Raw genomic sequence first — 14,472 nt, forward strand, 5'->3', positions numbered from 1 at the left:
TTCCATGTACCTTCAGCCGGTTATCATAACCATTCGATGGCAGTGACGTCATAATTGCCGATTCACGTCTGCTCATGACGCCAAGGCGCCAGGAGCCCATTGCTCCGTGCATGTTCCCGAACCGACAAGAGGCTGCCCATGCTTCCCTGGCTTCCCCCTGCCCCTGTCCGCTTTCCGCATGCTTCCACCGCCCTGAGCGAGCCCGACGGCCTGCTGTGTGCAGGGGGCGAACTCAGTCCCGAGTGGCTGCTGGCGGCCTACCCCCGCGGCATATTTCCCTGGTTCAGTCCGGGTGACCCCATCCTGTGGTGGTCACCGGACCCACGCATGGTGCTCAAGCCAGAGGAAGTCCGTGTACGCCGCAGTCTGGCCAAGCGCCTGCGCAATGCAGGCCTGAGCTACAGTATCGACCGCGACTTTACCGGTGTGATCAATGCCTGTGCCAGCATTCCTCGCGATGGCCAGGCAGGCACGTGGATATTGCCAGAAATGCAGCAGGCCTACATCGCCCTGCATGCCATGGGACATGCCCACAGCGTTGAAGTCTGGCAGGGCGATTCTCTGGTGGGCGGCCTGTATGGCGTCGCCTGTGGACGCATCTTCTTCGGCGAGTCGATGTTCTCGCGCGTGCCCGATGCCTCGAAACTGGCGCTGGTGATCCTGTGCCAGGAATTGAAGGCACGGGATTTTCCGTTGATCGACTGTCAGATGCATACTCCGCACCTGGCAAGTCTTGGCGCCCGCAGCATCGCCCGCAGCGATTTCATCAGCTATCTTGACCAGTATGCCACTGGCCAAGGGCATGAGGGCAAGTGGTCACTGACATCCTGGCCCACACAGCACGCCCGGGAATGATGGCCACGGCAATTCCAAGAGGGAGATGATGCAACGGTGAGCAGCAATACCCCCAAGCAACCGCAACGCGATCTGCGCTTCTTTCTGACGGTACCGCACGCCTGCAGCTATCTGGAAGGCCGCCAGGCGACCACGCTGTTTCTCGATCCGCAGGAAGCGCCCAATTCCGGTGTCTATGACGCCCTTGCCCTGCTCGGCTTTCGTCGCAGCGGCTCTCATCTCTATCGTCCGCATTGCGGTGATTGCCGTGCCTGCATTTCCGTACGCGTGCCGATCGCCGACTTCACGCCCAACCGCACCCAGAAGCGTCTGGTGCGGCGCAATGCCGACCTGGTCATCGAAGAGGGGCCGGCACTCTTCGACCCCGAGCATTATCGCCTGTACGCCCACTACATCCGCAGCCGTCATGCGGATGGCGACATGTTCCCGCCCAGTCATGAGCAGTATCGCACCTTCCTCACCTCCCGCGATGACTATGCCCGCTTGGTAAGCTTTCGCCTCGACGGTCGTCTGGTGGCCGTCGCCGCCATGGACCGCATGAGTCATGGCCTGTCCGCCATCTATACCTTCTACGATCCGGATGAGTCACTGAATCAGCGCTCGCTGGGGACCTACGCGGTGCTGTGGCAGATTGAGCAGGCACGCCGCGAAGGCCTGACCCACCTCTATCTGGGCTACTGGATCCGCGATTGCCGCAAGATGAACTACAAGCAGCATTTCCAGCCGCTCGAGTATCTGGACGGCAGCCACTGGCGGCGACGCATACCGGCCAACCATACCGACAGCCATCTGCCACTGAGCCTGGTCAAGCAAGGCGCGTCAGTGACATCCGGCGAGTGACGCGCCGAGCTCATTGCATGAGCTCATTGCATGGGCTTATTCCATGGGCTTATTCCATGGGCTCATTCCATAGGCTCTTTCGACGCGCTCTCCAGGCGCCCTCTCGACGCAAGCGCTCTGACAACGCTAAGGTGACGCAACGCTCAGCTGGCTGGGCTCACCAGACAGCGCCGAGTGCCGACCAACCGCCTGCCGAGAGTTGCCCCGGCGCAAGATGCCGATTTTTATCTTCCTCCTGAGCTGCCCACAGGCGCTCAAGGAGCGTACAATCGCGCTTCGACTTTGCCTTGCCGCCGCCCTTACGGCACAATATCGCGTATCGAAGTCCCGAATCGGGCACTTTTTGTGCTGAGGCGGCTCGGAACTACCAGCAGTATTCCCTGTAATAAGTGAGGATCAGCCTATATGGCGCGTGAAGATCATATTGAAATGGAAGGCGTCATCGTCGACACCCTTCCGAACACCACTTTCCGTGTTGAACTGGAAAACGGCCACATCGTGACCGCTCACATCTCCGGCAAGATGCGCAAGAACTACATCCGCATCCTGACTGGCGACAAGGTCAAGGTTGAGCTGACTCCGTACGACCTGTCCAAGGGCCGTATCGTCTACCGTTCGCGCTAAGCACGGTCAGACTGCCCTGCCGGTTGCCATGCCATCGATCACTCTGCACGTCCTGGGCCTGCATGCGATCATCATGACACCGGCTGGCTGAACCGGTCGTTCCCGGCACCTCAGGCACCAGCGTCACCTCCGCCTGAACCCTCCGCCCGGACCCGGAACGCATCGAGGTTGCAAGACTTGCCCTTCGCGGCGAGACACCCGCCACCTCGATGGCGTATGCCTGAGTATTCCGATGATGCCGCCTTGCCCCATGAATGCGTCTTGAGCCCGAACGCCAATCTGGCCTTCGCTCCCATTCAATGATGACAGGCGGCTCATCCCCGCTGGGCATCTTCTCCCCCAGTACGCATTCGCTTCCCCCGATAGCATTCGCCTCCTCCAGTACTCATCCAACTCCCCCGCCCTTCCCTCGAGGATGGCGAGCCCCTTGGCGTGCGCGCGTGTCCAGCTTGAGCAATCGACGTCATGCTCGCTACGTGCGGACAGCTTGCTGACTGATGGGCATAAAAAAACGGCCAGTGCTTGAGCACTGACCGTTCATGTCGCCCCTTCAGGGCAGCAAGCTTAGCGTCAGATCACGCCATTTCCGCTTCCGTTTCCAGGTGCAGCTCGCCGTTGTCGACCGTGACATGCACGATGCCGCCCGACTCGGACAGGTCGCCGAACAGGATCATCTCTGCAAGCGGCTTCTTGAGCTTCTCCTGAATCACGCGTGCCATCGGGCGAGCACCCATCGCCGGGTCATACCCGAGGGTCGCCAGCAAGTCACGCGCCTCGTCAGCGACATCCAGCTGCACGCGCTTCTCATCCAGCTGCGCCTGCAGTTCGACCAGGAACTTGTCGACCACATTGCGTACCACGGCGAGATCCAGCGCGCCGAACTGGATGATGCCATCCAGACGGTTGCGGAATTCCGGCGAGAACGTCTTGCGGATGACTTCCATGGCGTCGGTGGAGTGATCCTGGTGCTTGAAGCCGATGGAGCGACGCGCCACCTGCTCGGCACCCGCATTGGAGGTCATCACCAGAATGACGTTGCGGAAGTCCGCTTCGCGACCGTTGTTGTCGGTCAGGCGGCCGTGGTCCATCACCTGCAGCAGCAGATTGAAGACTTCCGGGTGTGCCTTCTCGATCTCATCCAGCAACAGCACGCAGTGCGGCTGCTTGGTGATGGCTTCGGTCAACAGACCGCCCTGGTCGTAACCGACGTAGCCCGGCGGTGCCCCGATGAGGCGCGAGACGGTGTGGCGCTCCATGTACTCGGACATGTCGAAACGCACCAGCTCGATGCCCATCAACGCCGCCAGCTGACGGGCGACCTCGGTCTTGCCGACGCCTGTCGGGCCAGCGAACAGGAAGCTGCCCACCGGCTTGTCCGGCGCCTTGAGGCCAGCACGCGACAGTTTGATCGCCGCGGACAGCCCGGTGATGGCGTCGTCCTGCCCGAACACCAGCATCTTGAGATCGCGCTCGAGATTGGACAGCAGCTTCTTGTCGGAACTGGAGACCGTCTTCGGCGGAATGCGGGCGATGGAGGCGACAATCGCCTCGACCTGCTCGGTATCGATGGTGTCGACGCGGATGCTCTCCGGCAGCAGGCGCTGGTGGGCACCGGCCTCGTCGATCACGTCGATGGCCTTGTCCGGCAGCTGACGGTCGTTGATGTAACGGTCCGCCAGACGCACTGCCGTTTCCAGCGAGGCATCGGTGTACTTGATGGCATGGTGCTCCTCGAAGCGACCACGCAGCCCCTTGAGGATGCGGATGGTGTCATCCACCGACGGCTCCATGACATCGACCTTCTGGAAGCGACGCGCCAGGGCGCGGTCCTTCTCGAAGATGCCACGGAATTCCTGGAAGGTGGTGGAACCGATGCAACGCAGCTCGCCGGAAGACAGCAGCGGCTTGAGCAGGTTGGAGGCATCCATCACGCCACCGGACGCGGCACCCGCACCGATGACGGTGTGGATCTCGTCGATGAACAGGATCGAGTTCGGTTCCTTGCGCAGCTCCGCCAGCAGCGACTTGAGACGCTTCTCGAAGTCACCGCGGTACTTGGTGCCGGCCAGCAGCGCCCCGAGATCCAGCGAGTAGACCACGGCTTCCTTGATGACGTCCGGCACGTCCTCCTCGACGATGCGCTTGGCGAGACCTTCCGCGATGGCGGTCTTGCCGACACCGGCCTCACCGACCAGCAGCGGGTTGTTCTTGCGGCGACGCACCAGAATCTGCACCACGCGCTCGAGCTCGCCATCGCGACCGATCAGCGGGTCGATCTTGCCCAGACGCGCCTGCTCGTTGAGGTTGGTGGCGTAGTTGGTCAGCGGGTTGTTGCCGCCTTCGCTGCTCGCCTCTTCGCTCTCTTCATTCTCGACCGACGCCTGGGGCGTCTGGGTGTGACCCGCGACCTTGGAGATGCCATGCGCGATGTAATTGACCGCATCCACACGCGCGACATTCTGCTGCTTGAGGAAGTAGACGGCCTGACTTTCCTGCTCGGAGAAGATGGCCACCAGCACGTTGGCGCCGGTCACTTCACTCTTGCCGGAAGATTGCACGTGGAAGACGGCACGCTGCAGGACGCGCTGGAAGCCCAGCGTCGGCTGCGTCTCGCGGTCTTCCTGCTCTTCCGGAATCAGCGGGGTGGTGGAATTGATGAAGTCCTGAAGGTCGACTCGCAGCTTGTCCAGATTGGCACCACAGGCGCGCAGGACATCGGCAGCGGAGGCATTGTCCAGCAGTGCCAGCAGGAGGTGTTCCACGGTCATGAATTCGTGGCGTTTGGAACGTGCCACGGTGAAGGCCGTGTTCAGGGTCAGTTCAAGTTCTTTGCTCAACATGGCAAGTCCCCTCTAGGCCGCGTCTTGGACGGATCACTCCGCCCGGTCGATGTCGCACAGCAGCGGATGCTGGCACTCTCGAGCATATTGATTGACTTGGTGGCATTTCGTTTCCGCGATGTCGCGACTGAAGATGCCACAGGTTCCTTTTCCCTGATGATGGACAGCGAGCATGATCTGTACTGCCTGCTCCTGATCCTTGTTGAAAAAGGTGGTCAGCACCTCCACGACGAAGTCCATCGGTGTGAAGTCATCATTGTGCAGAACGACCTTGTACATGGGCGGTGGAGCCAGTTCAGGCTCAGCGGTCTCGAATGCCAGATCACCTTCGTGGTCTTCCTGGTATCCGGGTTCCTGAGCCGACGGGGCCTGATTGCTGATCGACAGTGTCTCCAGAAAGGGAGGGCTGCCGCGCGATGTCTCTGTCTTGAACATAAGGGGCTGATCCGGTGAACACAAGCCGTGACAAAGCAGATTGCCTCAACGCGCCGCGGAGAAGGTCAAGCGCTGCCACGTCGTCTCAATGTGGGTGTGATAAGGAAAAGATGGGGGCTTGTCGATCTGGTTGCAAGCTTTAGTCGCGCACGCCTGAGCGTACACGTTCATGCCTGCATCGCGACGCTCTGACATGAATGCGGACATTTGCATGCATTTTCGCTCACATACGCGACAGACACCTCTCGACAGGCGTCGCCAGCTTGCGACCCATTCAAGCGTCTCGCCGCTCAATGAAACCCGGAATGCTACCGCACAGACCCCCCGCGCAGAACGCTCCACGCAGAATGCCCAGGAGTGGCAATCGTTGGCAGCCGTCTGGGCGCGCAACCGAGAAGCTTCCATCTCAAACGCAAGAAGGCCCCCGGACATGTCCGGGGGCCTTCTGCTGAAACCTGTCACGCAACCTGATGCCTGGGCATCAGATCAACGCTGGGTCTCAGGCATCCATGTTGTCAGCAACAGCCTGACCGAACTCGGAGCACTTCAGCAGCTTTGCATCGTCCATCAGGCGATGGAAGTCATAGGTGACTTCGCCCTTGGCGATGGCCTTCTCGACGCCTTTCAGCACGAGATCAGCCGCTTCGACCCAACCCATGTGACGCAGCATCATCTCGGCAGAGAGGATGACGGAGCCCGGGTTGACCTTGTCCTGGCCAGCGTACTTCGGTGCAGTACCGTGAGTCGCTTCGAACATGGCGACGGTGTCGGACAGGTTGGCACCCGGCGCGATACCGATACCACCCACTTCCGCCGCCAGAGCGTCGGACAGGTAGTCACCGTTCAGGTTCAGGGTGGCGATGACGTCATATTCCGCCGGACGCAGCAGGATCTGCTGGAGCATGGCGTCAGCGATGACGTCCTTGACCACGATGTCCTTGCCGTTGTTCGGGTTCTTGAAGGTCATCCACGGGCCGCCATCCAGCAGCTCGCCGCCGAACTCGTCCTTGACGATTTCGTAGCCCCAGTCCTTGAAGGCACCTTCGGTGAACTTCATGATGTTGCCCTTGTGCACCAGGGTCAGCGACTCACGGTCGTTGTCGATGGTGTACTGGACAGCCTGACGGACCAGGCGCTTGGTACCTTCTTCGGAGACCGGCTTGACGCCGATACCGCAGTTCTCCGGGAAGCGGATGTTGGTGACACCCATCTCTTCACGCAGGAACTTGATGACCTTGTCGGCTTCCGGCGTTCCCGCTTTCCATTCGACACCGGCATAGATGTCTTCGGAGTTTTCGCGGAAAATGACCATGTCGACGTCAGCCGGCTTCTTGACCGGGCTCGGCACACCAGTGAACCAGCGCACCGGGCGCAGGCAGGTGTACAGATCCAGCTTCTGACGCAGAGCGACGTTCAGGGAGCGAATACCACCGCCCACCGGAGTGGTCAGCGGACCCTTGATGGAAACGATGTAATCCTTGACAGCCTCGAGAGTCTCTTCCGGCAGCCAGGTGTCAGCATCATAAACGTGAGTGGCTTTTTCACCGGCGTAGACTTCCATCCAGTGAATCTTGCGCTCGCCGCCATAGGCCTTGTCGACAGCAGCGTCGATGGCAATCTTCATGGCCGGAGTCACGTCCACACCGATACCATCGCCTTCGATGAACGGGATGATCGGATTATTCGGAACGTTGAGGGTATTGTCGGAATTTGCGGTGATCTTGGCACCGCCTTCCGGGACGACAATCTTCTGGAACCCCATTGATAACTCCCCTGTCATGGATTCAGTGGAGGCGCGAGTATAGCACCCGTGCCGCTTCTCACAGTAGGCTTATACGGCAGCCGCGACAAAAGTCTAAACCATGTCTCTCATATATCTGCTTCACAAGCCTTACCGCGTCCTGACCCAGTTCACCGACCGCGATCAGGGCCGCCAGACACTCGCTGACTTCATCGACGTGCCGGATGTCTATGCCGCCGGGCGCCTCGACTATGACTCCGAGGGACTGCTGCTGCTCACCAGTGATGGCGCGCTCTCCCACCAGATCGCGCACCCGAAGAAGAAGCAGCCCAAGACCTACTGGGTGCAGGTGGAAGGAGCCCCTGACGAGCAGGCCATCGCCGCGCTGCGTGCCGGGGTCGAGCTCAAGGATGGCATGACGCGCCCAGCCAAAGTGCGGCGCATCGAGCCCCCCGAGTTGCCAGACAGGCAACCCCCTGTGCGCTTCCGTGCGAGCATTCCGACCCACTGGCTGGAGATCATCATCAGCGAAGGTCGCAATCGCCAGGTGCGCCGCATGACCGCCCATGTCGGCCTGCCGACCCTGCGCTTGATCCGCGCGGCCATCGGGCCATGGAAGCTCGATGGCCTTGCCCCCGGTGAATGGCGCAGCGAGGAAGTCGAGATGCCAGCAGTACCTCGTCGCGAGTCCCGCTCGCCGCGCCACAAGGGCGCGACGGGCAAGCGCCGCACCGGCAACGCTGGCCCACGGGGCAGTGGCGATAGAGGCAACAGCGCGGGCAAGAGCGGCAAGGGCTCAGGTCGGGGTTCCCGTCGGAGTTCTGGCCAGACTGAAGGCAAGGGTTCAGGCAAGCCCCCCGGCTCCCGCGGCGCCTCTCCTCGTCCCTCATCCCCCAAGAAAGGAAGGAAATCCTGATGGCTGCTCGCTGGACCCCGAATGTCACCGTCGCCTGTGTCGTCGAACGCGCCGGGCGCTACCTGATCGTCGAGGAAGACAAGGGCGGGCCCTGCACGGTGTTCAACCAGCCGGCCGGCCATCTCGAACCGCATGAGCGCATCATCGACGGCGTACAACGCGAAGTCCGCGAGGAAACCGCCTGGCGCATCCTGCTGACCGGCTATCTCGGCCTCTATGTGCATGTGGCCGAGGACGGCACCCACTTCCACTCCCACAGTTTCGAGGCCGCCGCCCTTGAGCACCTGTGCACGCCGCTGGACCCTGACATCGTCAGAACGCACTGGCTGTCGCTTGAGGAGATCGAGCAGCTCGAGGATATGGGCCGCCTGCGCAGCCCGCTGGTGACCCGGCGTATTCGCGACAGCCAGCGTGGCAAGCGTTTCCCGCTGGATGTGCTGCACGATTGAGCGATTGCCCGCGCCGGAAGTCCGCCGTCGGGCGTGCTGTCGAGCGGCGCTTGCGGCCCAGTGCGGCAGACGGCGCAGGCGGGGTGAATCCCACCCCCGCATTCAGGTATAATCCCGCCCATTCAAGCGGCGCCAGAATGACGGGTCTGCCGCCTCCCCTGTTTGTGACAACCCGCGGCCATGCGGGTGACGAGAGAACTGATGACCGCTGAAACCGGTACCGGAACCAAGGTCATCGTCGGCATGTCCGGCGGTGTCGACTCCTCCGTCTCTGCCCTGTTGTTGATGGAGCAGGGCTACCACGTCGAAGGCCTGTTCATGAAGAACTGGGACGAAGACGACGGTAGCGAATACTGCACCGCCCTCGAAGACCTGGCCGATGCCCAGGCCGTGTGCGACAAGCTCGGCATCAAGCTGCACACCGCCAACTTCGCCGCGGAGTACTGGGACAACGTCTTCGAGCACTTCCTGGCCGAGTACAAGGCCGGTCGCACGCCGAATCCCGACATCCTGTGCAACCGCGAGATCAAGTTCAAGGTCTTCCTCGAGTATGCCGAGATGCTGGGCGCCGAGCTGATCGCCACCGGTCACTACGTGCGTGGCGGCGTGCGTGACGGTCTTCCGCGCCTGCTCAAGGGCCTGGACACCAACAAGGACCAGAGCTACTTCCTGCATGCCGTGCCGCAGGCGGCCATCGCACGCACCCTGTTCCCGGTCGGCGAGCTCGAGAAGCACGAAGTGCGCGCCATCGCCGAGAAGCATGAGCTGATCACCGCGCGCAAGAAGGATTCCACCGGTATCTGCTTCATCGGCGAGCGGCGTTTCGCCGACTTCCTCAAGCAGTACCTGCCCGCTCAGCCCGGCAAGATCGAGACCCCCGATGGCGATGTCATCGGCGAGCACATGGGCCTGATGTACTACACCCTCGGCCAGCGCCAGGGGCTGGGAATCGGTGGCCTCAAGCGCTATCCGGATGCGCCCTGGTTCGTGTGTGCCAAGGACCTGGAGCGCAACGTGCTCGTCGCCGTGCAGGGCAAGCATCACGACCTGCTCTACACTCAGGCGTTGAGCACCGAATCCGTCGACTGGGTCGCGGGCGAGCCGCCGCAGACCGATGCCAATGGCGAGCTGCGCATTCGCTGCAAGAACCGCTATCGCCAGGAAGATCAGGCCGCGACCTTGATCGTCAATGACGGCCAGCGTGTCGAGGTGCGTTTCGATGAACCGCAACGCGCCGTCACGCCCGGCCAGTCCGCCGTCTTCTATCTCGGCGACATCTGTCTGGGCGGCGGCGTGATCGATGCCGCCTGGAAACTTCCGGCGGCGGACGCCAGCGCTTCCACCGCCCCGCTCTCTGGCCCCGAGGAGTCCGCCGCGCAATGACCAGCGTGCCGATCCGTCCCGTCACTGATACCACTACCCGCCAGGCACTTTCGCTGGCGGGCGTCTTCCAGGCAGCCGCGCTGGTCGATGAGCTGGCCCGCCACGGCCAGTGCGATGAGCGCGCCTGGGAAACCCTGGTCAATGCCACGCTGGATACCAATCCGGAAAGCTTCGAAGCCATCTACGGCGGGCACCATAACCGCCTGCGGCTCGGCATCGACACCGTCAGTGCGGTGATGGAACGTCGCCAGGTCTCGCCCGTGGTGATGCGTTACGGCTTCTCGCTGGTGATGCTGATGAGCAAGCTCAAGAAGGACCCGGACATGCTGGACAAGCTGGGCGCGGGCCTGACACGCATCCAGGGCCAGGCCGAGCACTTCGGGCCGACCCACGAGAACGTGATCGCAAGCCTGGGCGAGCTTTACCAGCAGACCCTCTCCACCTTCCGCTACCGGATCGTGGTGCAGGGCGACCCCGGCCTGCTGCAGCAGCGCATGATGCCGGAACGCATCCGCTGCGCCCTGCTGGCAGGCGTGCGCTTCGCCCTGCTGTGGGACCAGCAAGGTGGCCGTCGCTGGAAGCTGGTCTTCCAGCGCAGCGCGCTCAAGAAGTCATTGCAGCAGCTGGGCTGAGCCGAGCTCGCCTACGCGCTCGCGCCAGCGCGTCACCTGATGCCACCTGATTCACACCCGAATTCGCTTCAACAACGCTGGAGCCCATCAACCGGGCTCCGAGACACTTGAACCGGCAGCGCGATATGTCCTGCCACCATCGGAAGATTCTCATCATGCAGCTGTCCGCCCTCACCGCCCTGTCTCCCGTCGATGGCCGCTATGGCGCCAAGACCGAGGCCCTGCGCGAGCACTTCAGTGAATTCGGCCTGATCCGTGCCCGCGTCATCGTCGAGGTGCGCTGGTTGCAACGCCTGGCCGCCCACGCCGAGATCGCTGAAGTGCCGGCCTTCTCCGCGGATGCCAACGCCGTGCTGGATAGCATCGTCAGTGAATTCAGTGTCGAGGATGCCCAGCGCATCAAGGACATCGAACGCACCACCAACCACGACGTGAAGGCGGTCGAGTACTTCCTGAAGGAAAAGGTCGAGGGCAACGCCGAACTCAACGCCGTCACCGAGTTCATCCACTTCGCCTGCACCAGTGAAGACATCAACAACCTGTCTCACGCCCTGATGCTGCGTGGCGGCCTGGACAACGTGCTGCTGCCGCAGATGCGTGAAGTGACCGAAGCGATCGTCGCGCTGGCCCACCTGCACGCCGAACAGCCGATGCTGTCGCGCACCCACGGCCAGACGGCCAGCCCGACCACCCTCGGCAAGGAAATGGCCAACGTCGCCGCGCGTCTGCGTCGTCAGCTGGCGCAGATCGAACGCATCGAGATGCTCGGCAAGATCAACGGTGCCGTGGGCAACTACAACGCCCACCTGACCACCTATCCGGCCATCGACTGGGCGGCCAACGCCGAAACCTTCGTCGAGAGCCTCGGGCTGACCTTCAACCCGTACACCACCCAGATCGAGCCGCACGACTACATCGCCGAGCTGTTCGATGCCATCTGCCGCTTCAACACCATCCTGATCGACTTCGATCGTGACGTCTGGGGCTACATCTCGCTGGGTTACTTCAAGCAGCGTACCGTGGCCGGCGAGATCGGCTCTTCCACCATGCCGCACAAGGTCAACCCGATCGACTTCGAGAACTCCGAAGGCAACCTGGGCATCGCCAACGCCGTGCTGGGCCATCTGGCACAGAAGCTGCCGATCTCCCGCTGGCAGCGTGACCTGACCGACTCCACCGTGCTGCGCAACCTGGGCACCGGCCTGGCGCAGGGGCTGATCGCCTATCAGGCGACCCTGAAAGGCATCAGCAAGCTGGAAGCCAACCCGGAGCGCCTGAACGCCGACCTGGACAACAGCTGGGAAGTGCTGGCCGAGCCGATCCAGACCGTCATGCGTCGTTACGGCATCGAGAAGCCCTACGAGAAGCTCAAGGAGCTGACCCGTGGCAAGCGTATCGACCAGGCCGGTTTCGCCGCCTTCATCGAGACGCTGGAACTGCCGGAAGACGTCAAGACCGAGCTGAAGGCACTGAGCCCGGCCAGCTACATCGGCAACGCCATTGCACAGGCCAAGGCGCTCTAAGCGGCGCAGGTCACTGCAAGTCTCAAGACGCCGGGGCCTCTGCTCCGGCGTCATGCATTGCGCATTACGCAGCACGCTGAACGACAAAACACTGGATTCACGACCACTGACGCTCTCCGTCAGTGGGCACGACATGCCACGCTCTCAAGGCTCGGCATGGAACGCATCGCCGTCTGCCATCCGGCAACACGGCTTCAACGACGTCATCGCGAGACCGCCGCCCCCTGACAGGCTGCCGTTCGCGTTCGAGAGGTTCTGCATGAGCACATCCCCCGCCCCCCGCGACACCGACACGCCACTGGCACTGTTGGGCGGCCTGAGCATCCGTGAATTCCTGCGCGATTACTGGCAGCAGAAGCCGCTGCTGATCCGCGGGGCCTTCGCAGACTTCGAGACGCCGCTGGAAGCCGATGAACTGGCCGGTCTGGCCTGTGAAGATGGCATCGAAGCCCGTCTGGTCGAGGAAAACGGCCCGGACAAGGCCTGGCAGGTCAGCCACGGCCCCTTCGATGAAGCGACCTTCGCGCGTCTCGACGCCAAGGACGACAGCCAGTGGAGCCTGCTGGTGCAGGCGGTGGATCATTACGTCCCCGACGTCGCCGCGCTGTTCGAGCCCTTCACCTTCCTGCCGCGCTGGCGTCTCGATGACATCATGATCAGCTACGCGCCGACCGGCGGCAGCGTCGGCCCGCACCTGGACAACTACGATGTCTTCCTGCTGCAGGCCCAGGGCCAGCGTCATTGGCAGCTGGGCGGCATGCACGGTGACGACGCCGAGATCATCGATGGCATCGACCTGCGCATCCTCAAGCACTTCGAGGTCACTCCGGGCGAGGACTGGGTGCTGGAACCCGGCGACATGCTCTACGTGCCGCCGCGCCTGGCGCACCACGGTGTCAGCCAGTCCGATGACTGCATGACCATCTCCGTCGGCTTCCGTGCGCCTTCCGCCGATGAAGTCGTCACCTCCTACGCCGACTATCTGGGTGCCAGCCTGCCGGAATCGCTGCGCTACCGTGACCAGGGCATGGCACCGGTCGCCAATGCCGGCGAGCTGGACGACGCCTCGCTCGAGCGCGTGCGTGAATTGCTGCTCAGCACGCTGGACAACCCGACCCAGCTGGCGCAGTGGTTCGGTCGCTACATGACCCAGCCCAAGTATCTGGAGCAGCTCGCCGCCCGCGAACCGGCCCTCAAGACGCATGAGCTGGTCGAGTATCTGGAAGACGAAGGCGTACTGGTGCGCTCCCTAGGCTCACGCTTCGCCTTCCGTCACGGCGAGAATGGCACCAGCACGCTGTTCGTCGATGGCGATGGCATCCTGGCCCCTCAGCCGCTGGCGGAAGCGCTGGCCTCCGATCAGCGCCTTACCGCGGTGTTGCTCGACTACACCACGGCAGACCTTGATCGCAGTGCCGTGGTCAGCCTGCTGACGGCGCTGATCAACCGCGGCAGCCTGATACTGGAATGTGACCTTCAGGACGAAGAGGACGATGAAGAATGAGTGACGCCATGATCAGTCTGGAACGGGGCGACTGGCAGACGTTGGGCAACGAGGCCAGCGAGATCCGCCGCGTCGTGTTCATCGAAGAACAGCAGGTGCCACAGGAGGAGGAGTGGGACGGGCGCGATGACGCCTGCGAACACTTCCTCGTGCATCTGGATGGCCGCACCGTCGGCACGGCCCGTCTGTTGCCGGACGGCCATGTCGGCCGCGTCGCCATCCTCTCCGAAGCGCGCGGACTGGGGCTTGGCCAACGCCTGATGGAAGCGGTCATCCATGCTGCGCGCCAGGCTGGTCATGCTGAAGTGCTACTGGATGCCCAGACCCATGCGCTGGAATTCTATCAACGCCTCGGCTTCACGGCTTACGGCGACGAGTTTCTCGATGCCGGCATACCGCACCGCAGCATGCGCTTGATTCTGAACTGAATTTTAGCGTCCGCCTTACAAAACCGGCCCCATTTGGGGCCGGTTTTTTTGTGCCTTGAAGTTTCTTGTAGTCTGGCTACAACCTGCTCCTTGACCAAGTCATCATTCCCCAAGGCCCATGGATACTGGCATCATGACGTCATTGAGAAATATTAAAACGACCGTTTGCCAGCAGAAATTTCACAACGTTGAAACTGAAATAAAACGATCGTTTTAATGCGACCAAGGAATGAAAGACAGCACTCAATTTCGGAGCGATGCTAGAGATCAGGTCATTTACGCTGCACTGCGACATGACACGC

At 62.1% G+C, this 14,472-nt stretch carries 12 protein-coding genes and 1 pseudogene; 10 read left to right on the forward strand and 3 right to left on the reverse strand.

Going from position 1 to position 14,472, the window contains the following annotated elements:
• The first annotated feature begins 138 nt into the window (after nt 1-138).
• The 3 genes from aat to infA all read left to right on the forward strand — a co-directional run bounded on the left by aat (nt 139) and on the right by infA (nt 2,319).
• Nucleotides 139-855, forward strand: a complete 717-nt coding sequence (gene aat, locus H2O77_RS13965) for a leucyl/phenylalanyl-tRNA--protein transferase (protein WP_043333849.1) — start codon at nt 139-141, stop codon at nt 853-855.
• 36 nt (nt 856-891) lie between these two features.
• Entirely contained in the window at nt 892-1,695 is an 804-nt protein-coding gene (locus H2O77_RS13970) for an arginyltransferase (RefSeq protein ID WP_054555616.1), read from the forward strand.
• Between the two features lie 405 nt (nt 1,696-2,100).
• Entirely contained in the window at nt 2,101-2,319 is a 219-nt protein-coding gene (infA, locus tag H2O77_RS13975; protein WP_024953359.1) for a translation initiation factor IF-1, read from the forward strand.
• 575 nt (nt 2,320-2,894) lie between these two features.
• Here the strand turns inward: infA and clpA are convergent.
• From clpA to icd, 3 genes are all read right to left on the reverse strand, one after another.
• A complete protein-coding gene (clpA, locus tag H2O77_RS13980; protein ID WP_043333850.1) occupies nt 2,895-5,159 on the reverse strand; it encodes an ATP-dependent Clp protease ATP-binding subunit ClpA in 2,265 nt (754 codons plus the stop codon).
• 33 nt (nt 5,160-5,192) lie between these two features.
• On the reverse strand, nt 5,193-5,594 hold the full coding sequence (clpS, locus tag H2O77_RS13985) for an ATP-dependent Clp protease adapter ClpS (RefSeq protein WP_082388342.1): 402 nt from the start codon (nt 5,592-5,594) through the stop codon (nt 5,193-5,195).
• A gap of 499 nt (nt 5,595-6,093) precedes the next feature.
• Entirely contained in the window at nt 6,094-7,356 is a 1,263-nt protein-coding gene (gene icd / locus H2O77_RS13990) for an NADP-dependent isocitrate dehydrogenase (RefSeq protein WP_043333852.1), read from the reverse strand.
• Between the two features lie 100 nt (nt 7,357-7,456).
• Here icd and H2O77_RS13995 point away from each other — a divergent pair.
• The 7 genes and pseudogenes from H2O77_RS13995 to H2O77_RS14025 all read left to right on the forward strand — a co-directional run.
• Nucleotides 7,457-7,996 (forward strand): annotated as a pseudogene (locus H2O77_RS13995) (pseudouridine synthase); the annotation flags it as partial.
• A gap of 254 nt (nt 7,997-8,250) precedes the next feature.
• Nucleotides 8,251-8,700 carry an NUDIX hydrolase gene (locus H2O77_RS14000; protein WP_043333853.1) on the forward strand — a complete coding sequence of 150 codons (450 nt, stop codon included), beginning with the start codon at nt 8,251-8,253 and terminating at the stop codon, nt 8,698-8,700.
• Nucleotides 8,701-8,901: 201 nt separating this feature from the next.
• Nucleotides 8,902-10,083, forward strand: a complete 1,182-nt coding sequence (gene mnmA / locus H2O77_RS14005; protein WP_215823353.1) for a tRNA 2-thiouridine(34) synthase MnmA — start codon at nt 8,902-8,904, stop codon at nt 10,081-10,083.
• On the forward strand, nt 10,080-10,715 hold the full coding sequence (gene hflD / locus H2O77_RS14010; RefSeq protein ID WP_043333854.1) for a high frequency lysogenization protein HflD: 636 nt from the start codon (nt 10,080-10,082) through the stop codon (nt 10,713-10,715). The genes mnmA and hflD overlap by 4 nt, the downstream gene beginning before the upstream one ends.
• Before the next feature lie 155 nt (nt 10,716-10,870).
• A complete protein-coding gene (gene purB, locus H2O77_RS14015) occupies nt 10,871-12,238 on the forward strand; it encodes an adenylosuccinate lyase (protein WP_215823354.1) in 1,368 nt (455 codons plus the stop codon).
• 259 nt (nt 12,239-12,497) lie between these two features.
• The gene (locus H2O77_RS14020) at nt 12,498-13,742 is read left to right on the forward strand and encodes a cupin domain-containing protein (protein WP_054555618.1); all 1,245 of its coding nucleotides are present in this window, start codon (nt 12,498-12,500) and stop codon (nt 13,740-13,742) included.
• Nucleotides 13,739-14,170 carry a GNAT family N-acetyltransferase gene (locus tag H2O77_RS14025; protein WP_107336137.1) on the forward strand — a complete coding sequence of 144 codons (432 nt, stop codon included), beginning with the start codon at nt 13,739-13,741 and terminating at the stop codon, nt 14,168-14,170. Before H2O77_RS14020 ends, H2O77_RS14025 begins: the two co-directional genes overlap by 4 nt.
• Nucleotides 14,171-14,472 lie beyond the last annotated feature (302 nt).

Origin of the sequence: Cobetia sp. 4B (assembly GCF_018831605.1) — a bacterium.
In the GTDB taxonomy this organism is placed as follows: Bacteria; Pseudomonadota; Gammaproteobacteria; order Pseudomonadales; family Halomonadaceae; genus Cobetia; species Cobetia amphilecti.